This window comes from Psychrobacter nivimaris (assembly GCF_009812035.1).
GTDB lineage: Bacteria > Pseudomonadota > Gammaproteobacteria > Pseudomonadales > Moraxellaceae > Psychrobacter > Psychrobacter nivimaris.
The window spans coordinates 105,457-129,519 of the sequence record NZ_VZIZ01000014.1 but is presented as its reverse complement, the minus strand read 5'-3'; the positions used below and the strand labels follow the sequence as shown (position 1 = coordinate 129,519).

Annotated in this window: 19 protein-coding genes and 1 pseudogene; 7 read left to right on the top strand and 13 right to left on the bottom strand. The window is 43.0% G+C overall.

Translation table 11 applies throughout. From position 1 onward, the window contains the following. Positions 1–27: 27 nt before the first annotated feature. From FQV37_RS06460 to FQV37_RS06440, 5 genes are all read right to left on the bottom strand, one after another. Positions 28–1,485 (bottom strand): alanine/glycine:cation symporter family protein, encoded by a 1,458-nt coding sequence (locus tag FQV37_RS06460; RefSeq protein ID WP_160021745.1) that lies wholly within the window; start codon positions 1,483–1,485, stop codon positions 28–30. Between the two features lie 67 nt (positions 1,486–1,552). After that, a complete protein-coding gene (locus FQV37_RS06455) occupies positions 1,553–3,040 on the bottom strand; it encodes an aldehyde dehydrogenase (protein WP_160021744.1) in 1,488 nt (495 codons plus the stop codon). Positions 3,041–3,092: 52 nt separating this feature from the next. Continuing rightward, complete coding sequence (dapA, locus tag FQV37_RS06450; protein WP_160021743.1) at positions 3,093–3,956, bottom strand: 4-hydroxy-tetrahydrodipicolinate synthase; 864 nt, start codon at positions 3,954–3,956, stop codon at positions 3,093–3,095. Positions 3,957–4,056: 100 nt separating this feature from the next. Beyond that, positions 4,057–5,319 (bottom strand): NAD(P)/FAD-dependent oxidoreductase, encoded by a 1,263-nt coding sequence (locus FQV37_RS06445; RefSeq protein WP_160021742.1) that lies wholly within the window; start codon positions 5,317–5,319, stop codon positions 4,057–4,059. Between the two features lie 69 nt (positions 5,320–5,388). Beyond that, a complete protein-coding gene (locus FQV37_RS06440; RefSeq protein WP_102078413.1) occupies positions 5,389–6,378 on the bottom strand; it encodes a proline racemase family protein in 990 nt (329 codons plus the stop codon). Positions 6,379–6,612: 234 nt separating this feature from the next. Here FQV37_RS06440 and FQV37_RS06435 point away from each other — a divergent pair, with 234 nt between their 5' ends. Continuing rightward, on the top strand, positions 6,613–7,410 hold the full coding sequence (locus tag FQV37_RS06435) for a helix-turn-helix domain-containing protein (protein WP_160021741.1): 798 nt from the start codon (positions 6,613–6,615) through the stop codon (positions 7,408–7,410). 42 nt (positions 7,411–7,452) lie between these two features. Here FQV37_RS06435 and FQV37_RS06430 read toward each other — a convergent pair whose 3' ends face one another. Together FQV37_RS06430 and FQV37_RS06425 are read right to left on the bottom strand one after the other, a co-directional pair. Next, a complete protein-coding gene (locus tag FQV37_RS06430; protein WP_160021740.1) occupies positions 7,453–8,718 on the bottom strand; it encodes a tyrosine-type recombinase/integrase in 1,266 nt (421 codons plus the stop codon). A 1,306-nt stretch (positions 8,719–10,024) separates the two neighbouring features. Beyond that, complete coding sequence (locus FQV37_RS06425) at positions 10,025–10,543, bottom strand: hypothetical protein (RefSeq protein ID WP_240990968.1); 519 nt, start codon at positions 10,541–10,543, stop codon at positions 10,025–10,027. Between the two features lie 175 nt (positions 10,544–10,718). Between FQV37_RS06425 and FQV37_RS06420 the strand changes: the two genes are divergently transcribed. After that, entirely contained in the window at positions 10,719–11,387 is a 669-nt protein-coding gene (locus FQV37_RS06420; protein ID WP_160021739.1) for a hypothetical protein, read from the top strand. A gap of 59 nt (positions 11,388–11,446) precedes the next feature. Here the strand turns inward: FQV37_RS06420 and rhuM are convergent, their stop codons facing one another. The 5 genes from rhuM to FQV37_RS06400 all read right to left on the bottom strand — a co-directional run bounded on the left by rhuM (position 11,447) and on the right by FQV37_RS06400 (position 15,866). After that, complete coding sequence (gene rhuM, locus FQV37_RS14230) at positions 11,447–11,710, bottom strand: RhuM family protein (protein ID WP_277342685.1); 264 nt, start codon at positions 11,708–11,710, stop codon at positions 11,447–11,449. 12 nt (positions 11,711–11,722) lie between these two features. Then, a complete protein-coding gene (locus FQV37_RS14225) occupies positions 11,723–11,881 on the bottom strand; it encodes a virulence RhuM family protein (protein WP_240990966.1) in 159 nt (52 codons plus the stop codon). A gap of 191 nt (positions 11,882–12,072) precedes the next feature. Next, on the bottom strand, positions 12,073–12,816 hold the full coding sequence (locus tag FQV37_RS06410; RefSeq protein ID WP_160021738.1) for a M90 family metallopeptidase: 744 nt from the start codon (positions 12,814–12,816) through the stop codon (positions 12,073–12,075). A 174-nt stretch (positions 12,817–12,990) separates the two neighbouring features. Beyond that, positions 12,991–15,045, bottom strand: coding sequence for an autotransporter domain-containing protein (locus FQV37_RS06405; RefSeq protein ID WP_160021737.1), 2,055 nt, complete (start codon positions 15,043–15,045; stop codon positions 12,991–12,993). A 236-nt stretch (positions 15,046–15,281) separates the two neighbouring features. After that, the gene (locus tag FQV37_RS06400) at positions 15,282–15,866 is read right to left on the bottom strand and encodes a TetR/AcrR family transcriptional regulator (RefSeq protein ID WP_160021736.1); all 585 of its coding nucleotides are present in this window, start codon (positions 15,864–15,866) and stop codon (positions 15,282–15,284) included. A 118-nt stretch (positions 15,867–15,984) separates the two neighbouring features. Between FQV37_RS06400 and FQV37_RS06395 the strand changes: the two genes are divergently transcribed. Next, positions 15,985–17,424, top strand: coding sequence for an NAD(P)-binding protein (locus FQV37_RS06395; RefSeq protein WP_160021735.1), 1,440 nt, complete (start codon positions 15,985–15,987; stop codon positions 17,422–17,424). 33 nt (positions 17,425–17,457) lie between these two features. Then, complete coding sequence (locus FQV37_RS06390) at positions 17,458–18,546, top strand: DUF2855 family protein (RefSeq protein WP_160021734.1); 1,089 nt, start codon at positions 17,458–17,460, stop codon at positions 18,544–18,546. Between the two features lie 159 nt (positions 18,547–18,705). Here FQV37_RS06390 and FQV37_RS06385 read toward each other — a convergent pair whose 3' ends face one another. Next, positions 18,706–19,344: a GDSL-type esterase/lipase family protein gene (locus tag FQV37_RS06385; RefSeq protein ID WP_160021733.1), complete on the bottom strand. Its 639-nt coding sequence runs from the start codon at positions 19,342–19,344 to the stop codon at positions 18,706–18,708. A gap of 299 nt (positions 19,345–19,643) precedes the next feature. Here FQV37_RS06385 and FQV37_RS14220 point away from each other — a divergent pair. The 3 genes and pseudogenes from FQV37_RS14220 to FQV37_RS06370 all read left to right on the top strand — a co-directional run. Further along, positions 19,644–21,215, top strand: a pseudogene (locus FQV37_RS14220) (circularly permuted type 2 ATP-grasp protein); the annotation flags it as partial. Positions 21,216–22,069: 854 nt separating this feature from the next. After that, positions 22,070–22,855 (top strand): transglutaminase family protein, encoded by a 786-nt coding sequence (locus tag FQV37_RS06375; protein WP_160021731.1) that lies wholly within the window; start codon positions 22,070–22,072, stop codon positions 22,853–22,855. Positions 22,856–22,897: 42 nt separating this feature from the next. After that, positions 22,898–23,638, top strand: a complete 741-nt coding sequence (locus tag FQV37_RS06370; RefSeq protein WP_160021730.1) for a proteasome-type protease — start codon at positions 22,898–22,900, stop codon at positions 23,636–23,638. Positions 23,639–24,063 lie beyond the last annotated feature (425 nt).

Genomic DNA, 24,063 nt, shown 5'->3' with positions numbered 1-24,063 from the left:
TACTGGCAGACCTCTAATGCACTATTATTAGAGCAATTTTTTATGACCATGCTCATTGCTATATTCTATCCAAAAGTCCGCATTATCCACTCCAGCCTTTCTAGGGTCAAAGACAGGATTTATACCTAATTTCATCTGCTCGTCGTAGTCTTTTAGAACTTTTAGAGCAACTTTACTTAGCAGTAAAATAGCAATGAAGTTTAAGTAGCACATACTACCAAACCCTATATCACCTAACGCCCACATCATACCGATTGACTGAACACTACCAGTGAAACAAACGATTAAAAAGACCAGTTTGAGTGCATGTTTGAGAATGGGGTAGCGCAGTTTATTGTCCAAATAGACCAACGTAGTTTCGGCAATATAGTAATAAGCAACCAAGCAGGTGAAGGCGAATAAAAAGATAGCAATCGCAACAAAACCACTTCCATACTGGTTAAAGACAGTGGAGACAGCAGCTTGGGTAAATGCCGTGCCAGCTTCAACACCAGGCATATTATCAACTAGGGTTACACCTTCAGGGGTCACCACGTTATACATGCCAGTTGATAGAATCATTAGCGCTGTTGCAGTACAGACAAGCACCGTATCGATGTAGATAGAGAAGCTTTGCACTAAGCCTTGTTTAGCAGGATGTGATACTTCGGCTGCCGCTGAGCTAAAGGTCGCCTCGCCAGCACCCGCAACGTTTGAGAAAACAGCACGGCGTACGCCCCAAGAGATAGCAGTTCCAACCATACCACCAAACACTGCATCCATGCCAAAAGCACTCTTAAAGATAAGTGCAAACATTGCAGGGATATTTTGAGCGTTAAATGCCAATACAATCACCATCATAAGGATATAACCAATTGCCATGACAGGTACGACTTTTCCTGCAAAATTAGCAATACGCTTTACACCGCCAAATATAATGATACCTAATAGTACGACAAGGATAATCCCTGTTACAACGGGCGGTATGTTAAATGCTGTATCAAAAGAGTCCGCAATGGTATTGGCCTGTACACCAGGCACTAACACGCCGTAAGATAGACAGGTCACGATAGCGACGATGATAGCAAAAGGTTTTAGCTTTAATCCTCTTTCAATATAAAAAGGGGAGCCGCCACGATATTGATCGCCGACCTTATGTTTGTATACCTGCGCTAAGGTAGACTCAATAAAAGCGCTAGCACCACCTAACACACCCATGAAAATCATCCAAAATACCGCCCCAGGGCCACCTGCTGCAATGGCTGTTGCAACCCCAGCGATATTACCCACACCAATACGTCCTGATAGCGCCATACAGAAAGCTTGGAAGGAGCTAATCCCAGCTGATGAGCTTTGTTTGTCGAACAACAGCCTAATCATTTCTTTGAAATAACGGATTTGTACGGCACGAGTCATAATTGTAAAATATATGCCGACGCCTAACGCAAGATAGACTAGGGCGTCACTCCAAATATACCCGACGATAGTATTGATGATATTTTCCATAACTTTACTTCCTTGTAATGTTTTTGGTTATGCTGACTTGGGCGTGGATAGCGGACAATGTCAGTTTTTAGTTCACCAACCAGATAGTTTTGGTTTGGGTATACTGGGACAACGCCTCTAAGCCATTGTCACGACCACCGAAGCCAGATTGTTTATAACCACCAAAAGGTGTCGTAATATCGCCCTCAGAGAAACCATTAATCGAGACGGTACCAGCTTTAATAGCGGATGCCACGCGGAATGCGCGATGGACGTTTTGTGTATAGAAGGAAGCGGCAAGCCCATAATCACTCTGATTGGCGAGCTGAATAGCTTCCTCTTCGGTTTCAAAACTTGTGACAGCTAAAAGCGGACCAAAAACCTCTTCTTTAAACAGCGTCATATCCGGGCTGACATTATCAAAGACGGTAGGCTCGATATACCAGCCACTACCGAGTTCATCGTGGATATGTCCACCTGCGATCAAAAGAGCACCTTCCGTTTTGGCAGTATTGAGATGCGATATTACTTTCTCAAAATGCGCTTTTTCGATCATTGGGCCAATAGCGACCTCAGGATCGTAAGGATGACCAACCTTCCAAGACTGAAGACCTTCTTTTAATAGCGTTAACAAGGCTTCTTTTTGACTAGAATGGACAAGTAGACGTGAACCACAGCTACAGTTTTCGCTCATATTCCAAAAAGCAGCGGATAAAATATGCTCGATGGTTTGTTCATTGATAATGGCATCTGCAAAGACGATTTGAGGGCTTTTGCCACCACACTCTAAGACGACTTCCTTAAGATTGCTTTGTGCAGAGTACTGTAGAAACAGTCGACCGACTTCGGTTGATCCTGTAAAAGAAACCATATCAACATCCATATGCTGACCGAGTGCCGCACCTACTTCTTCCCCAAGCCCACAGACTAACTGCAACGCCGCCTTTGGCACGCCAGCCTCGTACGCCAATTGTGTTAATCGATATGCTGAGAGCGAGGTTAATTCAGCCGGTTTAACAATGACTGAGTTGCCAGTTATTAATGCGGGTGCAACTTTCCATGCATACATTTGTGCTGGGAAATTCCATGGTAGTACTGCACCCACTACACCGATAGGCTCTTGTACCACAAGGCCTAGCGCATCTGCGCCAGTAGGAGCAACCTTGCCAAAAACTTTATCAGCCGTTTCGGCGTACCATTCGAAGGTTTCAATCGTAGCGGGCAGGTCAGTGTTGAGACATTCTGTAATAGGCTTGCCTGCATCGACGCAATCTAGGGCAGCTAACTCATCCATATGCTCATGCATCAATTGACACCAGCGCTGCATGATAGCTTTGCGCTCTGCAGGAGACATCCGTCGCCACTCGCCATGTTCAAAAGCGTCTCGGGCTGCCGCGACCGCCGTATTAACATCTTGCTGACTTCCATTAGCAATGCTACCTATGCAGGTATTATCAATAGGGCTGTAGTTAGGGAGTGTTGTCTCGGATACTGGTGCTGTGGTATCTATTAAATGGCCTGCCCAAAGCTGTTGGTTGCTGGCGAGTTCGAAGACTTGCGCTGTGGTCATACTCATTAGATTGTCCTTTTCTATACAATGGTAGGAATGATAAGAATGGTGCGATGTATCAAGACAGAAGTGCTAAAAATGACTGAGTCTCTTCTTTTGACATATCGGTCAAAGGTAGTCGTACTGACCCAATATTGATGCTCCCGTTAATGCAGCCTGCTTTGGCTTTTTGGTTATAGTTTCCAGACTCCATAGAGTGGATAGCAGGATACATGGCTGTCATCAGCTCCTTAGCATGGTTCCAATCGCCTTTTTTTGTGGCTTCAAACAATGCGACTTGTTCTGCTGGAAATACGTTAGCCGCACCAGCGATCCAGCTCTTAGCACCCCAAAAGAAGAAATCTACTGGTTGGTCGTCACAACCACAAACCACTTCAAAGTTTTCAAAATCAGCCTGTAGCATACGTAATGCATGGCTAAAATCGCCGCTGCTTTCTTTGACACCTACAATATTGGGATGTTTGGATAAATGCGCGACGGTTTCAAACTCAATGCTTACACCGACGCGTGCTGGAAAATTGTACATAATGATAGGTAAGTCAGTGGCATCAGCGACGGTTTCAAAATGCGCAATAATACCGTCTTGGTCTGGTAGGCTATACGGATTGGCTGATAACATTAAGCCGTCGTAGCCCAAGTTTTTGGCTTGGTGAGCAAGTTCGATAGAATGATTGGTCGATAAACTGTTGATACCTGCAATTAGAGTGACTTTGCCTTTGGCAGCGTCAGCGATAGTGGTCAAAACCAGTTCACGCTCTGCAGGCGAGAACGTGTAGTATTCACCCGTTGTACCGCAAGCTACGATTCCGGTAACGCCTTTTTCTACGAATACATTGACCAGTTCGGTTAACTTTTGAGTATCGATATCTCCATTAACATCGAAAGGAGTAACGATAGGGACTAAAACGCCATGAATGTTCATATAAATATCCTTATTTGGAAGTAAAAGCCGTTAGTAAGCCATGAGCTATTAGCGACGTTGTTGGTTCTATGAGTTGTCATAGAGATAAAATGTTCGATTATTATTTAAAAGATTTACGTTTGAAGCGGTTTAGACGATAGGCAGTAGGATCTACCATGGCAGTATCGCCAAAATACAAAGCCGCGATCATCTGTGCGCTTACGACAGCTTGGGTCAGACCTAGATGCTGATGACCAAAGTTTAAAAAGACTGAATTACGTCTATCTATGACAGGTAGTGAGTCTGCTGTAGAAGGTCTAAACCCCATCCATTGCGTATTGCTGTCACTATCTAGTGGGATCTTTAGCATTGCTTGAGCTTGTTTCAACAGCATATTCGCACGGTTCATGTTTGCTGGCGCCTCAAGTCCTGCATACTCAACAGTGCCAGCCAAGCGCAGCCCTTTTTCCATTGGTGTCATAATAAAGCGGCGATCCATGCTAGAAATAGGGATGGTAAGACGCTGACTTTCGTTAGGAAGCATCAGGTGATAGCCTCGCTCTGTATCCATTGGTACTGAGACGCCTGTTAGCTGTTTGGCTAAGGCTTTAGAATGCGCCCCTGCGGCGAGCATAATTTTGCTGGCATGAAGCTGCTTTTGTGTCGTCGTCAAACGAATACCATCAGTTATTACTTCCGCGCTCAGAACACGGCAATTTTCATAAATCTGACCACCAAGCGATCTAAAAATAGTACTTAATTTATGGGTAATGGCTTCTATATTGGTGATATGACCTGTCTCTGGAAAAAACAAAGCACCCAATTGATTGTCTTTTAACGCAGGCTCAAGATCTGTCAGTGCTGATTGTGAGAGTAGGTTGTTAGAAACCCCTAAACGGTTTAAGCGTTGGCCGTGTTCAGTCAGCACTTTTAGGCTGTTGGGCGTCTCTGCGGTTAATACAGATCCTTGTATTTGTACCCAAGAATGTAATTGCCACTCTTTGGTAAAATCTTGCCAAGCTTGAAGGCTCTGTGCATTTAATGCCAAAAGCGCTTGGTGACTGCGTGCAAATGGTTCGGTACGCATATTAAGTAATAACTTGAAGGCCCATGGTGCTAAGCGTGGAAGGTAGCGCCAATCTATACGCAAAGGTCCTTCAGGGTTGAGTAGCATGGCAGGAACATGTCGTAAGATACTGGCATCAGCGATAGGGAAAACCTGTTCAGTGGCAATGTGACCTGCGTTGCCATAAGTTGCACCGCGACCGATTTTATCGGCTTCCAAAATCGCAACTTTTACCCCGCGAGACTGTAGGGTAACCGCAGCACATAGCCCGATAATGCCACCACCGATAATATGTATATCAAACACTTGTGTGTCCATGAGACTCTCGCTTTTCTGACCTTACTGAGCAGTGATTGGTTGCGTTCTAGAAGCCATACAAACGGGTATTTATAAAGAAATACCCCATTTGAATGGATCGCTGTCTTGAACGATGAGAGAGGTCTCTGCACATACGTAGGCGTACCCTCGGATCGTGGGGATAATAGTATTGATAGGGTGGTTATGAAGAGGGTTATGATTACTAAGCACATCAATAGGCTGATAGCTGGCACTAAAGACACTGCCAATGATGCTTTGCTGATACCAAGTCTCACCAGGTGCGAGTACATTGTCGGCGGCTAAGCAAGCCAATTTGGCACTGGTTCCAGTACCACAAGGAGAGCGATCGTAGGCAGATCCAGGGCATAATACGAAGTTTTTGCTGTTAGTGCCGGTGAGATCGCTCTTGCCAAACAGTTCTATATGATCAATTTCGCCATTGTTAGCACCCATAATTCCAGACTTATGAAGTGCTTCCTTAATCTGTATGCTAAATTGAGTAAGCGCCTCAACATTATTGGCTTCAATAGCTTGCTTATGATCGTTGACTAAGAAAAACCAATTACCACCCCAAGCAATATCTCCATAGATAGGACCGATATTGGGTACTTGAACTTCTACTTGTTTTTGGTAGCGATAAGAGGGGACATTTTGGACGCTACAACTACCATCATCATGCAAGGTTGCTTTAACTAGGCCTACGCTTGTTTCTAGATAGTGATCACCAGCGGTTATCTTTTGTTGATAAGCTAGAGATGCAATAACGCCGATAGTGCCATGGCCACACATACCTAAATAGCCATGATTATTAAAGAAGATCACGCCAGCCGTGGCACGAGGATCAGAAGGCGGGCACAAAAGCGCTCCGACAAGCACGTCATTACCACGAGGTTCTAGGATAATACTTTGACGTAAATGATCGAAATTCTGTTTGAAGTCTTGAAGTTTTTCTTGAATAGATTGCCCACTAAGCTCAGGAAATCCTTCATACACCATACGAGTAGGTTCACCGCCAGTATGCGAATCAATAATCTTAAGAGTGAAAAGCGTATCAAACATGACTGCCTACCTGATTCATCCGTGAGTTAATATACTGTTAGCATTATTCATAAATGAACAAAGCGTAAATATAGAATGACGTTTTTCAGAAAAGCAGTCTTGATGTTTTTATATGAATAAATGCGCATTTCTGCACAGGTTATAAGGATATTTAGGAGTATAAATATGGTGTAGCACCCTAAAATACCTGAAAAGCTCAACGACAAGCTTGAGATGCTATATGGGAATATACCGATGCGGCCGTTAGTATTAGAAACACCTACAAAACAACTGTCAAAACATCTACAGACTTATCAACCAGCCAATTTTGCTGAGTTTGTTGGCAATATATCGTTATTGATGCCTTTGTTTGACACTATGAAAAATGTGGTGTTTTTTGTTAAAGATGATCAAGCATGCTATCGAATAGTCAGTAAAACGCTCATTAGACGTAGCGGGCTTAAGAACAAAAAAGCACTGATAGGACTGACTACAGAGCAAGTATTTTTGAAGTCTCAAGGCAAGGATTATCTCAATCAGGATTTAAGAGTATTAAAGGAAGGCAGGGAGATTATTGATAAACTAGAACTTCATAGCTATGCATCAGGACAGCTGGGATGGTGTATCACGCAAAAAATCCCCGTCTATGATGTAAAAAATCATATTGTAGCAATGGTAGGTATATCAGTAGATATTGATGAAGATAACGAGCGGATATTACGCAAACACGCTCGATTGGCAAGCGTAGATCAATACGTACGAGACAATCTTGATCAAAAAATTAATATTGGTCAATTGGCGAAATTGGCAAATCTTAGTCAATCGCAATTGGAGCGTACCTTCAAAGCAGTGCTCAATATGTCACCCATTCAGTTTGTACAAAAAATGCGCTTAGAGCATGCCATTCGACTATTAGCGAATCATAAGCTAACAGTAACTCAAGTCTCCTTAAACTGTGGATACGGTGATCATAGCGCCTTTAGTCGACAGTTTAAGCAGTTTACTGGCATGTCTCCTGTGAACTTCCGTAAAATACATTTCAAAGAGCCATAAATAAGTGCAAAAAAATATGGTTTTTGACTCTAAAATAACTCTCTAACGACTCCGAAGCTCATCTATATAATCTGCCCAATCTTGCATCATCTGTACCCTAGTATCGATTTCATCAAGTCTGTTGTAAGCCCCGCCATGTGTGTCTTTGATACGATGACCCAGTTGTAATTCTGTGACGATGTCAGAATAGCGTAGCTCAGACTGTTCCATAAGCAAGGTTTTAGCCGATGCTCGAAATCCATGCGCACATTGCACGTCTTTGTATCCAAGCCGGTGGAATATCTGTACCAACGTCGCTTTACTAATATAAGCATTGCTTGAACCGCGCATCGACGCAAATACATATTCCTTATGCCCAGTAATTGACTGAATGTTTCGTAATCGAGAAATCACTTGCGTGGCCAAGGGAACAACTAAGTGCGAGACCATATCGTCACGACCTTCGCCTTTGGTCGGGGAGAATGCCCATGTATTATTGTCCCAATCGATGTCATCCCAACGCATCGAGCGCAGATCGATACTACGCACAAATACATAAGGCAATAAGTTCATCGCCTCTAATGTGATCTTACTTGCACCTCTAAAATCAGACATATCTTTTAGAAGCGTCGCAAACTGATCTGGTTTGGTGATGGCTGGCAAGTGATTGCCTGAATTGGCAGGTGCAAGCTCACCACGGGTATCAATTGCCACATTTCTATCGCACAACCCTCGAGCAACAGCAAATGAAAATACTTTTTCAGTGTATAACCGAGTGCTCGCACCAACGAAAGTCGCTTGATTTTCATTGTTTTGGATAGACTCACACACACTCAGTATCATCTCACTGGTGATATCGTCCATTCTTAAATCACCAATTTCTTGGCACATATATCCTAGACATAAATCCCAGAACTTAAGGGTTGACTCACTGTATGACGGTTTTTTAGATTTACTTTGATTGCGACCCGATGTTTTGTGTTCTCGCCATGCTTTTGCAATCTCAGAAAATGGTACATTTTTTAGGTGAGTATATTTATTGGTTTGCTCTTTTTGCTGGATAGCTTTAGGGTCAGAGCCTTTGGCAACCATATCAAGAATGGTGTCTGCTTTATACTTAACCTCATGGAGACTGACATCCTCAATCTTACCCAACATCATCCTAGGGCGTTTGCCCTCGATATGCGGATGGGAGTAACGTAAGTAGTATTCCTTTTTGCCATTTGGATAAATACGAAGACTTAAGCCAGCTACACCTGAGACACTGACAGAATAATCTTTGTCTCGGCATTCGAGCTTATTGATATCGTTTGCAGTGTCGATAGCCATAATGTATATCCGTCATATGATAATTAAGGTTAATGATAGGTTTATGATTGATGACTTATAAAAAGTCTATTCTGCAGAAAATATAGAAGTATTGGACACTGTCATGGACACTGGTATTCGTTAGTAGTTTTAGTAAAACCTTATATAATAATGAATTTAACACTAAATTATCCCCAAGGTTCACTTGGGGATAATTATAGCATAGTGGCCAAATAGTGAGTAGGCCATACGCTGAATGGGTTACACGGCATTTCTACCAGTTATTTCGATACATAGTTAAATGCGATTATCGTTTCCATGATTGATTCGGCAAGGAGTTGAGCATATTCTCTACAAAACACATGCTCCTGTACTCGCACAGAATATAAAAATCAGGGTCATAGTACTGTTCTGTGCAAATTTAGAATGCACCAATTTTGAGGGGTTTATAGAAAATATATAACGACAGGCTAAATATATTAAAAAATATCAATAGATAGCTCATTCATCTTAAAAATAGCTTGGTAACAATAAATAGAGGGCTACTGTTTATAGGTAGATAAAATTCATCACTCTGCAAGAATAAATAGCGTCAGTTCTAATGATTTAACAGTCTGTCTATGATTTAAATTTAAAAGGTTATACGTGATGACTTGGGTATAGCGTTTGAAGGCTAGATAAAATTAGAAGTATTCGAAGGAGTTATACCGTTTGGCTGATTTTTTGCAATTTAATCTATTTTGGCAATACTAGAGGATATCAAACCATACAAATGATGGTTATCGAAAATAGGCTTCTAGCATAGCTATATCAAAGATTTCATTAGCGGACATAGGTGCTAAATAAAATATCGCAGATGAATAGCCATGATGATATCGAATACAAAGCTAATAACACATTTGGACATAGCCATTAGTATTTTAGCGAAGCATAGAGCATTGATAACCAGTTATAGAGTGAGTTCAAGTTTTACCATTTAGCAAAAGTTAAAATTGACTGATGAAATGCGCATCCATGAAAACTATGAAGAATAAACCTTAACAGATGTGAGCTATGATCCAAAAGATTCGGTTGAATTAACAGGACAGAGTTAGTCGGTGAGAGCTAAATAGTTTGGTAGTATGTTTATACCTAGCAGTATTAGAAACGCATGATCGTCATGATTCTATAGTTAGTAAGGCTTAAGCCTACGACCTAATAGACTTAATTTAACATAATATACATTATGCGAAAACAAACCAATGGTTTTAGCAGTTAGGCGAAAAACTATTTATACCATGTCATTCTTGTGCCTTAGATCGGATTTAATATTAGTTATAGACTTTTACTAACGACAAGTTTCAAGTAAATGCTGACGCAACGTTTTACCATCCTGATCTAAAACCACATCTGCAACTTGGCAATTTTTATCATTGTCATCACATGACAGCTCATAATAAACATCGCTACCTTGTGCCAAGCTAACCTGAACCAATCCTTGATCAGTTATTGAAAACTTTTTGTCTTGCGTATAGTCAGGATCTTGCGAACTCCAAAGCACATCATAATCTATATTGCAGGACGTCTGAGTTTTCTCAAAATATTCTTGCTCAAGTTGCATCGCTGCTTGCAAGTCAGCATCTGCGTATTGCTGCAGCACGACAGGATTACTCATACCTTGATCATCAATATCTTGTTGGTACATTTTCGTGATGGTCGCAATCTTTATATCAGCCATGGCATTTTGTTTCTGATCTACTGTTGATACATCCGCTATAGCGTGACCGACAGTCATCAGTCCTATGGTCAATAGTAATGTCAGCGATTTATATGTTGGCATCTTATTCTCTGCGAGCTTTTGTCCCATAAGTGTTACCGACTATTACATCATACCTATATTCGGACTCTGCTGTATTATCGTATCATTCAGGTTTACTTACCAAAATATCTATTACATAGCGCTTTTGTGGTATTTTTTACTGGTTCCCATGACAATTTATAGTGATGTTTCTTTCGCTAATAACTGTGCTAAGGATGATTTTATGATGACATTACCTGCTTTTTTTAAGGAAAAATCTGCGACATTAGCCTCTAGCAGCCTTCTATTATTTACGCTAGCTGCGACGGGTTGTCAGTCTGCTTCTGAGTCCAGCGAAGCTATTGTATCTCAGCCAACCAGTAGCTCATCAACACCTAGTAATGCTGATATCAGTCAGCAAACCCTCAGGCAGCAAGCGTTACGTATACAGCGCGCACTGGCAAATAAGGACTTTTCTAGAATCACTAATGACATCCATCCAACACGTGGTGTTCGTTTTTCGATGTACGCTTATGTACGGCCTGAGTCAGATAAAGTCTTTAGCCGCGGGCAATTTGCACAGTATTTACAGCAGTCCAACATTCAATTTACTTGGGGCGAAAAAGACGGTACTGGCGATCTTCAGGTCATGCCGTTACCTACTTATTTAGGTGCTTGGGTGGATGGTAAAAATTTCAACAATGCTAGTATCAATGTCAATGAATTCAAAAATAATGGTAATTCTATCAATAATTTAAAAGAAATATACCCAGCGTCAGACGTTGTAGAGTTTTATTATAAAGGCACGGATGAGTATGATGGTATGGACTGGCGGGTACTGCGCTTAGTATTTGATGAGTATCAAGGCAAGCGTTACCTGGTGGCCATTATTAATGACCAATGGACGGTTTAAGATGTAGAGAAAGATTGCCCGACAACTTTTATAAGACTTGTTTAAATTGGCAGCCTACTCTATTTGCTTATAAATGCTATATGTATTCGAGAATATATATAGCAGCTTGTACTACATGGTCTTTGGTATAGTTTTTGATGACAAGCTTTGTCAGTTCTAAGCTCGGGACTTTGTGCGGTTTTTTTGATTAATTTTAGCGCTTGTTGTAGCTCGCTTGAGTTTTTGTAGAAGCGCTGTTGATTGAGCGTATAGCCTTGTACTAAGTATTCACGTAGTCGCTGCGTTGCCCAACGCCTAAATTGCACGCCTTGAGGAGATTTGATTCGTTAGCCTACTTATATAACCACATCTAAGTCATAAAAAATCACCGGACGGTTTGAATTTGCAATATGCATTTTTTGTATATTGCTTTTTTCAGCGATTTCTTCATCTTTTATGGCATTGGCGATATGACGAGAAATTACTGATTGATCACGACCAAACAACTCAGTCATTTGTGCTTATAACAGCCAGACAATCTCTTGCTCAAAACGTACATCCACTTGCGCCTTTCCATCAGCACTTTCATAGATTTCTACTTTTGCCACATTATCACTTATAGTGTTAGTCACCTCAGCTTCCCCAATTCCAATATGCTTATGCTGTCTTGAATACAGCTTACTATCACCATCTCTATAAATATCATTTATAGCGGCGTCTGACGAAAGAATTTCACCATAATCTGATAAATATCCGGATAAGCATCAACCAGCTTTTGTGGCGTTTCAAAAAACACTTCACTGAGGACGGCAAAAAATTCTGCAGGATTGGTTGCGCCATAACGATCAAGCCCTGACTTGCGATGTGTTTGAAAATCTTCAAAATCGCGGCTCATAATTTGTGTCCAGTTTGCAGGATCCATATCAGGTTGCATCGGTGGAAAACCATTGGCGCGACCGTTCATCATATCGAGTTTATGTACGAACTCATGAATAACAACATTATTACCATCACGTTCGCCTGAGTGCTTGGCATCTTTCCATGAAAGAATAACAGGCCCTCGCAGCCATGCTTCTCCGCTACGGTGCTGAGTGCCTTCGTGAACGATACCAAACTCATCTACCGTGGTGCTGTCACTCTTGTACGAGCCAGGATAAATGATGATGGATGACCAACCAGCATACCAATCGAGACTTAGGTTTAATATTGGCAGGCACGCTTGTAGTGCGATAGACTGTCTGACAGTATCGGTAATTTCAAACCCTTGCGCGCCTGTGATGGATTTCTCAGCTAAAAACAATGTCGCGAGCTCGAATAAATGCGTTATCTCGTCAACACTTAATCTATCGAGTATCACGATACGCTCAGCCGCATGCATCCAATCGGCATGGGTAAACTCGCTATTATCTAGTATGCGCTGTTCACGCCAGTCTTTTATGATGCCAAACATATACGCTACCCCTATTCTTTTAGTATTTTGCACATATTGGTATTACTGAATCTGGTTACTGTAGCGGCAATCAGTAATACGCCCTTATAAGTAATATATTGACATGCATAAGCAAAAAACGCTGCTCATAAATGAATTATTGAGCAGCGCAGTCTGACATTCACACATCAAGATTTAAAATTGATATTGCAAGCCTAGTTGCACTGAGCTGTCTTTATCGTCACGCGCAAAGGTTGTATCGCCATTCAGATACGCATAAACGTTTTTATGAACCTTGTTACTCACACTCAGCTCAAAACGTCCATAGTCGTCATCTTTATCTACTTGAGTGATACTAACCTCTCTTGTTTGACCGTCAGCTAAAGACGTTGTCGATAAACTATCGGTTAAACCATCGTCGATAACATGCACGTAAGCGATTTTGCTTTGAAGTTTGGCAGGCGTGCCCATCAAATCAAAGCCATATTGTAACTGGTAACCAAGCTCTGAATCCCATGCCTCGCTAGAGGTGCTATCAACCTTTAACGCAGTGCGAGAGTTTGCATTACCACTGGTATAACCATCTATATCTGTATCACTGTAATTCAGACCCAAAAATGCACCATGCGCGACGTTTTTCTTGATAAGGAAATTATAGCCAAGCTCATTGTATGCGCTAAACACATCGGCATCCGCATCACCGCGTTCGCTATTGTTGATAATGTTTATGCCGTCATTACCATCTAGTTTTACCGTTCTATTGACATCTAAATCGTGCTTAGACAGACTTAGAGACGTGGTGTTCCACCAAGCCGTGTCTTTTCCGCCCAGTAACGAATAGGCTTGAATGCCATAGCTCGTATCTTTTTTAATACCGTTTTCTACGGTGTTATTGTTTTGATTGGCCGCTTGCACACCTGCACCAACACGCCAGCTCGGCTGTACCATATATTCGCCATATAGACCAATATTGGCGCGAATGCCCTCTTGCACCTCATCAGCATCCACGTAGCTTTGGGAGCCATCTACCCAAACCTGAGTACGCGACTCGGTATCAAAAAGCTGCGCATCATCGAGAGTATGTAATGCTAAAGCATTGGCGCGCTCAAGCACCGCTGAGTGCGAGTCGGTAGCATTATTTTTTAACGCAGTGCCCATTGTATTTTGAAGATTGAGCGCACTTTTGGTTGATGCAATGATATCAGCATTGGTTTGCTCCACAATCAATCTGCTGATGATACGAGAGTAGTCACGCATTCTTTGTGCTATGCGCTCTTCACCAAAGGCCGCAGTAAGCACTTCTTCGTTATCTAATGCAGGGTTATGCCACGTATAGCCACCTGGAATATCCGGGTTTTCAGTTTGCGTGTAACCATCATAATCAGGCCCAAGGCCCCAGTTGGTTGCCTCAAATCCGACGACCTGCATGACACTATCAAAAGATTCCTGATCGCTACAGCAGCCAACGCCATAAGGCTCGTAGGGTTCGGTCTCACCTGGTGCAATAATGGCTGGATTGACTTCCAGTGTAATACCAAGCTCTTTAGCGATGCGCAGTGCATTTTCACGCAAACTTACATTGGCAGCCACTTCGTCGCCATCATTGTCGTAAGCATTTCGCCCTGCATTGGCATACATTTTGTCGCCTGTAATCAGACTATCTAGGTTAATCATACCCAACGCTGTTGATTTTTCTGCGTCCGTGAGCTGATCAACAAACGCCTTTGAACCATTGAGACCGCCCTCCTCTGCACCAAATGCCACAAACTGAATGTCATGCTCTGTCTCAATACCTGTCAGATTTTTGGTCAACTCAGTTAAGACGCCAGACCCAGAAGCATTATCGTCTAACGCTTCTAGATTTTCATAGTTTGGATAAGCGACGGCAGAATCATAATGTGCGCCGACAAATAGCGTTCTGTTGGTGTCAGCACTGCCTTTTTGGGTTACGACAACGTTATTACTCGTTAACGTCTGACCTCTGAATAAACCACGAGGCGCTACGAAATCAAACGTTTGACGATTGACTTGGTTGTTACTGCCATCGATGGTCATGCGCTGCTGCATATAATCAGCGGCTTGGACTTCTTTATCTGAACCTGTATAACGACCAGCATAGTCACGGGCAAGCGTCAGCGCGGTTTCTGTCCCATAATCACCATACTTGGCCTCTGCAAATACTTGCGAGCCTGTAAGCAGTGTCAGCGCCGCAACCACTGAAATCTTAAGCGGTGATAAGTTAGTATCCAAACTGCTTCTCCTTGGTTAAAGAACGGTAATCAACAGTGAAAAATAACCTAAAATAATGCAGTTTACAAGATAAAAGACATATGTTTGCTTATTTGATTTTTAAGTAAAGCGATGGATTATTTAAACACTATGTACCTATGTAGTTACCTATCCATGAGCAATACTTACGAATCGCTGTTTAATATTCATTGCCACCTTCATACTGCTGATTTACTGGGTTGTTCGGGAAGGCTTTGTTAAGGCTTAGCTTTGGTTAGGTCAATGGCATCTAACTGCACTTCTACCACTCGTAGCGCCATTGATTTCCAGTCCAAATTTATATCATCGGTAAACACCATGTGGTGACTGATACTGACGTACCCATGTACGATTGCCCAGATATCTAACGCTATTTGCCGACGTTGCGTCACGCTAGCCTCTTCTGATAAATAAGAACCTGCCACCCGAACCAACTTCGAAAACGCGCTGTCTCTTGCTGCAATGGCCTCGATTGAGGGCTGATATCCTGCATCAGACTCCCCAAAAATCAGACGATAGTGTGCTTCATATTTCTCGCCTACATTGAGATACCCTAGGCACGCCTCTAGCACTTGCTCTTTGCTTGCCTTGCCTTCTGGAATGACATCCATAGCTTCACGGACTAGGTTAAATCCTTCTATGTACAGCGCATCTAGTATGCCTTGCTTACCTTGGAAGTGACTGTATATACCGATGGTGGACAGTCCTGCCCGCTTGGATATAGCGCGTACACTCAAGGCGTCCCCACCCCCTTCTAAGAAAAGCTCAGATGCGGCGTTTAGTATTTTGGTTCTGGCACCCATTAGATTCTCACTATGTCTTGACAATTATAACAGTGTTATTCTAGTATATAACACTGTTATACACAAACAATTATGAATTGATTGTGTTGATAGTAACTCAACTTAGAGTAAGGACACTATGAGTATTCAACAGCTAGAAACGGATTATCTAATCATTGGTAGTGGCGCGGTGGGCATGGCTTTTGCCGATGTGCTGCTCACAGAAACAGATGCTAATATTATTATCGTCGATAAACATCATAAGCCAGGTGGTCATTGGAACGATGCCTATTCGTTTGTCACCTTACATCAGCCGTCATCTTTTTATGGCGTTAGCTCACGTGAGCTTTGCGGCGGTATGGTAGACGAGATTGGCTTAAACAAAGGCTTGTCTGAGCTAGCATCAGGGGCAGAAATCATGGCCTACTTTGATAAAGTCATGAAGCACACATTTTTACCAAGTGGCCGCGTGAAATACTTCCCGATGTGTGACTACAAAGGCGACGGTAAGTTTTCATCATTACTGTCTGATACCAGCTATGAGGTTGAGGTCAATAAGAAAATCATTGATGGTACTTATTTCAAAACTTCAGTACCAGCAACCCATACCCCAAACTTTGAGATTGCTGAAGGTGTTAAGTTTGGCCCGCTAAATGACTTGCCGAGTCTAACCAAATCCCGTGATGGTTACGTCATTATAGGCGGTGGAAAAACAGGTATTGATGCGGTTTTATGGCTACTAGAAAACCAAATTGATCCAGACCATATCACGTGGATTATGCCAAGAGATGCTTGGCTGATCGATCGTAAAAACACCCAACCCTCTCGTGATTTTTTCACCCATACTATAGGGGCGCAGGCTACTCAAGCAGAAGCGATTGCTGAAGCTGAAAACATCGAAGACCTGTTTAATCGATTAGAAAAAGGCGGCGTATTAATGCGTATTGATCCAAATGTACGCCCGCAAATGTTCCATGGCGCTACCATTAGCAGTGAAGAGCTTAAGCAGTTACGCCGTGTTAAAAACATTGTGCGTAAAGGGCGCGTGACTCGCTTAGATACTGACAAGATTCATTTTGGTGAGGACAGCATTTCTACCACTCCCAACACCATGCATATCGACTGCTCTGCACGGGCAGTACCAGTGACAGAGACGTACGATGTGTTCAAAGGTGATACCGTGGTGGTGCAAACCGTACGTACCTATCAGCCTGTGTTCAGTGCGGCATTTATCGCCCACATTGAAGCCAATTATGATGACGAAACTGTCAAAAATGAGTTATGCCAAGTGGTGCCAATCCCAAATCATGATACGGACTTTTTGGTTGGGCTTGTTAAACAAATGCAGAATCAAATGCGTTGGTCAAAAGAGCCTGCGCTACGTGAATGGATGATTAACAATCGATTAGATGGCTTCACCAAATTGGTACGAGCCAGCGAAGGTACACCACCTGAAGAGTTAGCTATCCTTAAACGTCTAAAAGAAGCAGGACCAAAAGCCGCTGCAAACATGCCCAAGCTCATGGGTGAAATCATGCAAATTACGGCAGCGCGTCAAGCCAAAACTGCTAATACTTAATCCGATAACTATAAAATAAAAAAGGAAATAACCATGCAAGAATTTCAGACCAATAAAGCAAACCTAACCCAAGCTCGCCTGCAAGAGACGCCTGTACATACCCTAGGCGATGGTGAAGTACGTGTCAAAGTTGATCGCTTTGCTTTTACTGCGAATAATATTACTTATGCAGTCATGGGTGACCAATTACGCTATTGGCAGTTTTTTCCGCCAAATGGTGACGAGCCTGAGAAATGGGGTATTATTCCAGTCTGGGGTTTTGGCGATGTGATCGAATCAAATAGTGATGCACTACCTGTCGGTGAGCGCTTATTTGGTTACTTCCCGCCCGCCAATGAATTAATCGTAACACCCAAGCGAGTCACGCAGAGCAGCCTGCTGGATGGTAGTGCCCATCGTGCCGAGCTGCCGCCTGGCTATAATTTATATCAGCGCGTCAATCATGAACGAGGCTATGACCGCGCTCATGACGATCAGCGCATGCTGTTGTTCGTATTGCACCTAACCTCATTTTGCTTACATGACCTACTGAATAGTAATGACTGGTTTGGTGCAGAGCAAGTGGTGATTATCAGTGCCTCTAGTAAAACCAGTATCGGCCTAGCCTATGGCCTCACTGATGATAAAGACGCACCGCACATTATCGGCCTCACCTCAAACCGTCATATAGATTTTGTTAAGTCAATTGACGCTTATGACAGTGTGCTTAGCTATGACACCCTTGAGCAAATTGATGCAACTAAGCCGACAGTTATTGTCGATATGTCGGCCAATACTGACGTGCTTAGCCGTCTACATAGACACTTAGGCGATAACATGCGCTACACCAGCAATGTCGGTCTTACGCACTGGGACGAGCCACGTCATGCCGAAGGTATCATTCAAGAACGTAGCCAACAGTTTTTTGCGCCCAGTCATGTACAGCAACGTATGAAAGAATGGGGTCCTGAAGAGTTTAATAAACGCTCTATGCAATACATCATGAATAGCACCGCAAAAACTAGTGCGTGGTTAAAGATTCAAGAGCTTGATGGAGTCAATGGCTTACTGGAGGTTTATAAAGATATCTGCGAAGGTAAAATAGCTGCTGATGAAGGTTTGGTAGTAGTCATGGGTGATTAGAATGGCTAGGCTATAAAAGCCTGACTATAGAAATTGTTTATTCGTCATTAATAAAAAAGCAGAGCGCCTATTGACTAGGCACTCTGCTTTTTCCGTATTGTATTCTAGATGCCAAACGCATACGCCCTACTGACCGTTTTCGAGGTTAATATTCGCGGTTTAATGTACCCAACCTTCCTCTTTTAAATAACCATGCAACCCTTCAGCGAACTGTCTGTAGCCTGCCGCATTGGCATGAATTTTATCAGATTTCAATGCATCATCTGACAGTACAGTGGACCAGCCATCAGAATACAGAGGTATGCCTTCAGTTTCCGCAATATCTTCATACAGTGGATTATCACTTACCTTTCCAAACAAAGCACTAGTACTGAAATACGGCTCAGCGATTAGGACAACATCAATATTGTTGGATTGCAAAGTGTCTATAGTCGCGATGATATTAGCCCGCGTCGTATCAGGAGAAATGCGCTGCAATACATCATTACCACCCACACCCAGTAAGACCAAATCAGGGTTTTGCTCAGTAATCTCATTCACGCGAGTAAGCACATCTGCAGAAGTGTCACCATTGACGCCTGCATTAACGACGTTCCATTTGCTTAGCTCTGCTAGCACCGTAGGATACGCTGTTTTAGGATTTGCGCCGTAACCATAGGTTAGAGAGTCACCAAGTGCGACCACTGTGCTACCAGCGGGCAAGGCCGTCTGTGTCGGTTCGCTACCACAGCCAGTCACACTGATAGTCGCTGACAACCCTATACCTGCCAGCATTAAGAACCTACCACGTAGCTTCATGTCTTCTCTCCTACTGTTTCTATTGAGTTAAACTTATTGGAATTAGGTTCAAGTTTTTAAAAATCTATTATTTAACTCTTGTTGTATATTGCTCAGTAACCGTTGTATAGTTCATACAGGAGATAGACTACCTGTTGGGCGCAGTACCAGTGCTACTCTACTTAGCATAGACAGTGTATTCATCATAAAGTATAACTTTACCAAGGATACGTGAGGTACTTATGAATAAAAAATCATCTCAATCCCAGAGTCAAGGTCAGAGCCAAAATCAACCTCAAGAAGAGCAGTCAATAGGTCAAATCAAAGACCAAAGTCAGAATAAAAATACAAATGAGGATACGACTACCCCTGAAGCCAGTCTAACAGACAAGGACAACACTTCAGAGCAATCGCAAAGCCAGTCGCAGAGTCAATCACAAAATAAGTCAGCAGACAGTAACTCAACAGACACTTCCCTATCACGCGCACCAAGTTTTGATGAACTCCAAACGAGTAAAGGTCAGTATCGCCCAGTGGCACAAGCTGTTGGCCGTTGGCTTGATAACATCAACATGGATGCCCTTAATTATCTAAACGAACAAGCCGAAAATATCTTTTATCGTAAAGGGGTTACCTTTACCGTCTATAGCGACGCCAAAAACATCGAGCGTATGATTCCGTTTGATATCATTCCACGCATTATTGCCGCGAGCGAATGGAAACAAATAGAAGCAGGCTGTAAACAGCGTATCACGGCTCTCAATGCATTCTTACATGATATCTACCATGACCAAGCCATCATGAAGGCAGATATTGTCCCTGCCAGCTACGTCTATGCCAGTGGCTGCTATGAGCCATGGATGATGGGCATTGAGCTCGACAAGCCTATCTATTCGCACATCAGCGGTATTGATTTGATTCGAGACGAGACAGGTAAATTTTGTGTGTTAGAGGATAACCTGCGTACCCCGTCAGGCGTCTCATATATGCTTGAGAGCCGCAATATATCAGAGACGCTCTTAGCTGATATATTTACTGAAACGCCTATCATGGGCATCAGTGATTATCCCAACCGTCTCAAAGCCTGTCTTGCCAGCTCAACATCCAAATATGATCCGCAAGTCGTCATTTTAACGCCAGGTCGCTTTAATAGTGCCTATTATGAGCATGCTTTTTTAGCGCATGAGATGAATGTACCACTCGTTCATGGTTATGATTTGGTCGTTGAGGACAGCAAAGTCTATATGCAAGGTATTCGTGGCAAGGTACAAGTCGATGTGATCTACCGCCGCATTGATGATCCCTATATTGATCCGTTAGCCTTTAAATCTGATTCCATATTGGGTGTATCAGGGCTAATGAGTGCTTATCGCGCTGGCAACGTGGTGATTGTTAACGCCCCAGGTACGGGCGTGGCCGATGATAAGAGTTTATATCCTTTTGTACCAGATATGATTAAATTCTATTTAAATGAAGAGCCTATCCTACCTAATATCGAGACATACCAGTGCCGTAAGCCTGATGATCTCAAATATGTGCTTGATAATCTGGACAAGCTGGTGGTAAAAGAAACGCAAGGCTCAGGCGGCTATGGGATGCTTATTGGTCCAACATCAACCAAAAAAGAAATCGAAGAATATCGCCTGCGTCTGCTTGAAAACCCAGCCGGCTTTATTGCTCAACCGACTATCTCATTATCTACCAATCCTACTGCCGTAAGCGATGGTATCGCACCGCGTCATATTGACTTGCGTCCCTTTATCCTCAGTCATGGTGATGGCACAGTAGATATTGTACCCGGTGGTCTGACACGAGTGGCCATGGTTGAAGGGTCTTTGGTCGTCAATTCATCACAAGGCGGCGGTATCAAGGACACTTGGATTATTGATGACAGTGATTTAGACAGCCAGCAAACCGACAAGTGCTCGCCTTTATCATCAATAGGTGTCAACTCTTCAGGGCACGCAAACTACTATGATCGCGTTCAACCCTTAGAAACAGGTTACGAGAGTTTAGATGATGCGCCCATGATACTGCTACTCTCTACCGCCAGTCACTTGATATGGCTAGGCCGATATAGTGAGCGTCTATATTACTACGACGATGTTATGAAACAACTCATCAAAGGCGATCTCAAAAAATCACAGATCAGACATCTAATTAGTCATTTAGGGTTTGCCGTTGATGGTGAAGTGTCACTGACCACCATGAAAGCACAAATGATGGCTGATTTGGAACAAAACATCATACCCAATATCGTGCAATCGATTGAGGATAATGTCCAAGAGGCCAAAGGTGTCATTGGTAAAGATACTGCTGAGTTATACAACTTGATCAAGCGTCTATCGAGTGCTGGCACGTATCGAGCGGCGACCTTGCAGCTACACGCGTGTAACGCTGCAATGAAACAAGAGAATCCGACAGTGACTTGCTTCTGGCAATTAGGGCGTCATTTTGAGCAGCTTGAGCGTGCCGTTTTGTTGGGAGAGGATTCAACAGAGATCAGTTTTGAATTCAGACATTGGATTAATGAGTTGCCGGAGAACACGCGCTGGCGTGAGCTTATCCGCTTGACCAACCAAATGATCAGGTCAAAGAAATTTAGTGATTTTGCGCTGATTAGGAAGGAGTTCAATCTCATATTGCGTCAAGGTGTATAGAAGGTGTCTAGCCAAAAACCAATAGCAATGGCTCATGAGACATATGGAATAAACAGAAAGTAGAAAGATGCTATAAGGAAAATGCCATGAAACTTCAAATCAGTCACCAAACCAACTATTATTACGATGAGCTAGCGCAGCGCAGTGTACAGTATATACGCATGACCCCCATGCAAATGCCGCATCAGACCATTCATAAATGGGATGTCATGCTGCCTAAAGTGGCGACCAACCAAAAGGACGGCTTTGGTAATGCATGGCTCACGCTCAGTCGTAACGAGGCACATAACAACTTACAAATGCAGGCGTCGGGTATCGTTGAGATCAACACCGAAACCGAACGTTTAGAGGATATGGATCATGTCCCCTACCTGCTATTTACCGTACAAACCCCGTTGACCAAATGCTCACAAGAGATGCGAGAATTTGCAGCACCATATCTAAAAACGCCCACTCATGACAGCCTAAAGGCGATGGCAAGTGCCCTTATTATGAAAATGCCTTTTGTTAAAGACGTCACGCATGTGGGCACGACCGCTGCTGAGGCGTTTGCGACAAGTGCCGGTGTGTGCCAAGACCATACGCATGTATTTTTAGGTATCTTGCGCGATCAACAGATTCCAGCGCGTTATGTGTCCGGTTATTTGTATGACGATACCGAAAATCACATGGCCAGTCACGCATGGGCTGAGGTTTGGCTGGATGGTTACTGGTATACTTTTGATATCTCAAATCAAGCATTTACCCCAAACTCACATGTGTATGTGGCGATTGGGCGAGACTATCTAGATACGGCGCCTGTCCGCGGCGTGCGTATGGGCGGCGGTTACGAAAATCTTTACAGTTTGGTATTAGTCAAAAAGCTATCATAGCGTTTGCTATTTTTTATTACGTTTATTCATCAAGGGTATTTTATGACTTATTGTGCTGCCATTCGTCTAAAAGACGGTATGGTCTTTGCCAGTGACACGCGCACGAATGCCGGTGTTGATCACATATCGACATTCAGAAAGTTGTATCAATACGGCGTTGAAGGCGAGCGCTTTATGGTGCTACAGACAGCTGGTAGCTTAGCGACATCGCAGGCAGTGTTCAATAAACTACAAAGCGACATTGACCAGCGTGCTGAGAGTAACCTCAATACAGTAGCGACGTTGTTTGATGCCGCGCAAATGGTTGGTGAATGTATGCGTGATGTTATGAACCATGCAAAAGCAGTCGCTAACTCTACTCGCGATGGTGCATTTACCAGCTCGTTTATGCTTGGTGGTCAAATAAAAGGACAGCCACCTGAGCTATACCTGATTTATCCTGAAGGCAATTGCATCAAAGCCACTGAAGATACGCCCTTCTTTCAGTTAGGTGAAAGCAAATATGGCAAACCTATTTTGGATCGTTCTGTCAGCTACAACACGGATGTAAGACACGCGGCACGTGCGCTGATGCTGTCATTTGATTCTACGATTCACTCAAATCTATCAGTCGGTATGCCGATAGATTTTGTACTTTATGACAATGACAGCCTAGCTCTGCCCAACGGCCGACGTATTGATGAGCGTGATGAGTACTTTAATACGATTCGTCATCAGTGGTCAGATGCGTTACGTCGCACGTTAGTTGAATTGCCTAAATGTCCTGATGGTTATTGGGGATAAATAGCTCCGTATAAAATCATATTTTCTGCACTAAAAAGCCCTTTGTGATAGACAAAGGGCTTTTTTATTATCAACTAATAATCAGGCAATAAAAAACCGGAGTAGCGCTGAATAAACAGCCCTACTCCGGTTTTGCTTTAAAGGCCTTGAATGCCATCATAATGATGTCACACTCAATTGTTGTGTAATCTACCTCATGACCTGGTACATGGAAGACTCACTGGACTGCACCTAGATAAAGGCCCTAGTGTCATTAGCTCGCTGGCGCAATCACGCAATCGTGATTGAGCTAATGCACTAGGGCCTTTATCTAGGTATTAGCAGGACTGAAACAGTCTTCCTTGGGTAAAATGTAATGGCTTGACTCGTGGACGACGCAACGTCGCCCCTCACCGTAAACGGTGAAACGCTAAATCTCACAACTC

Excerpts from the sequence above, each read along its gene's own strand:
- FQV37_RS06440 (WP_102078413.1), bottom strand. The coding sequence starts at position 6,378 with ATGTTTGATACGCTTTTCACTCTTAAGATTATTGATTCGCATACTGGC.
- dapA (WP_160021743.1), bottom strand. The coding sequence starts at position 3,956 with ATGAACATTCATGGCGTTTTAGTCCCTATCGTTACTCCTTTCGATGTT.
- FQV37_RS06410 (WP_160021738.1), bottom strand. The coding sequence starts at position 12,816 with ATGTTTGGCATCATAAAAGACTGGCGTGAACAGCGCATACTAGATAAT.
- FQV37_RS06420 (WP_160021739.1), top strand. The coding sequence starts at position 10,719 with ATGATGACATTACCTGCTTTTTTTAAGGAAAAATCTGCGACATTAGCC.
- FQV37_RS06445 (WP_160021742.1), bottom strand. The coding sequence starts at position 5,319 with ATGGACACACAAGTGTTTGATATACATATTATCGGTGGTGGCATTATC.
- FQV37_RS06395 (WP_160021735.1), top strand. The coding sequence starts at position 15,985 with ATGAGTATTCAACAGCTAGAAACGGATTATCTAATCATTGGTAGTGGC.
- FQV37_RS06435 (WP_160021741.1), top strand. The coding sequence starts at position 6,613 with ATGCGGCCGTTAGTATTAGAAACACCTACAAAACAACTGTCAAAACAT.
- FQV37_RS14225 (WP_240990966.1), bottom strand. The coding sequence starts at position 11,881 with ATGACTGAGTTGTTTGGTCGTGATCAATCAGTAATTTCTCGTCATATC.
- FQV37_RS06370 (WP_160021730.1), top strand. The coding sequence starts at position 22,898 with ATGACTTATTGTGCTGCCATTCGTCTAAAAGACGGTATGGTCTTTGCC.
- FQV37_RS06430 (WP_160021740.1), bottom strand. The coding sequence starts at position 8,718 with ATGGCTATCGACACTGCAAACGATATCAATAAGCTCGAATGCCGAGAC.
- FQV37_RS06385 (WP_160021733.1), bottom strand. The coding sequence starts at position 19,344 with ATGAAGCTACGTGGTAGGTTCTTAATGCTGGCAGGTATAGGGTTGTCA.
- FQV37_RS06375 (WP_160021731.1), top strand. The coding sequence starts at position 22,070 with ATGAAACTTCAAATCAGTCACCAAACCAACTATTATTACGATGAGCTA.
- FQV37_RS06400 (WP_160021736.1), bottom strand. The coding sequence starts at position 15,866 with ATGGGTGCCAGAACCAAAATACTAAACGCCGCATCTGAGCTTTTCTTA.
- FQV37_RS06460 (WP_160021745.1), bottom strand. The coding sequence starts at position 1,485 with ATGGAAAATATCATCAATACTATCGTCGGGTATATTTGGAGTGACGCC.
- FQV37_RS06390 (WP_160021734.1), top strand. The coding sequence starts at position 17,458 with ATGCAAGAATTTCAGACCAATAAAGCAAACCTAACCCAAGCTCGCCTG.
- FQV37_RS06455 (WP_160021744.1), bottom strand. The coding sequence starts at position 3,040 with ATGAGTATGACCACAGCGCAAGTCTTCGAACTCGCCAGCAACCAACAG.
- FQV37_RS06425 (WP_240990968.1), bottom strand. The coding sequence starts at position 10,543 with ATGGGACAAAAGCTCGCAGAGAATAAGATGCCAACATATAAATCGCTG.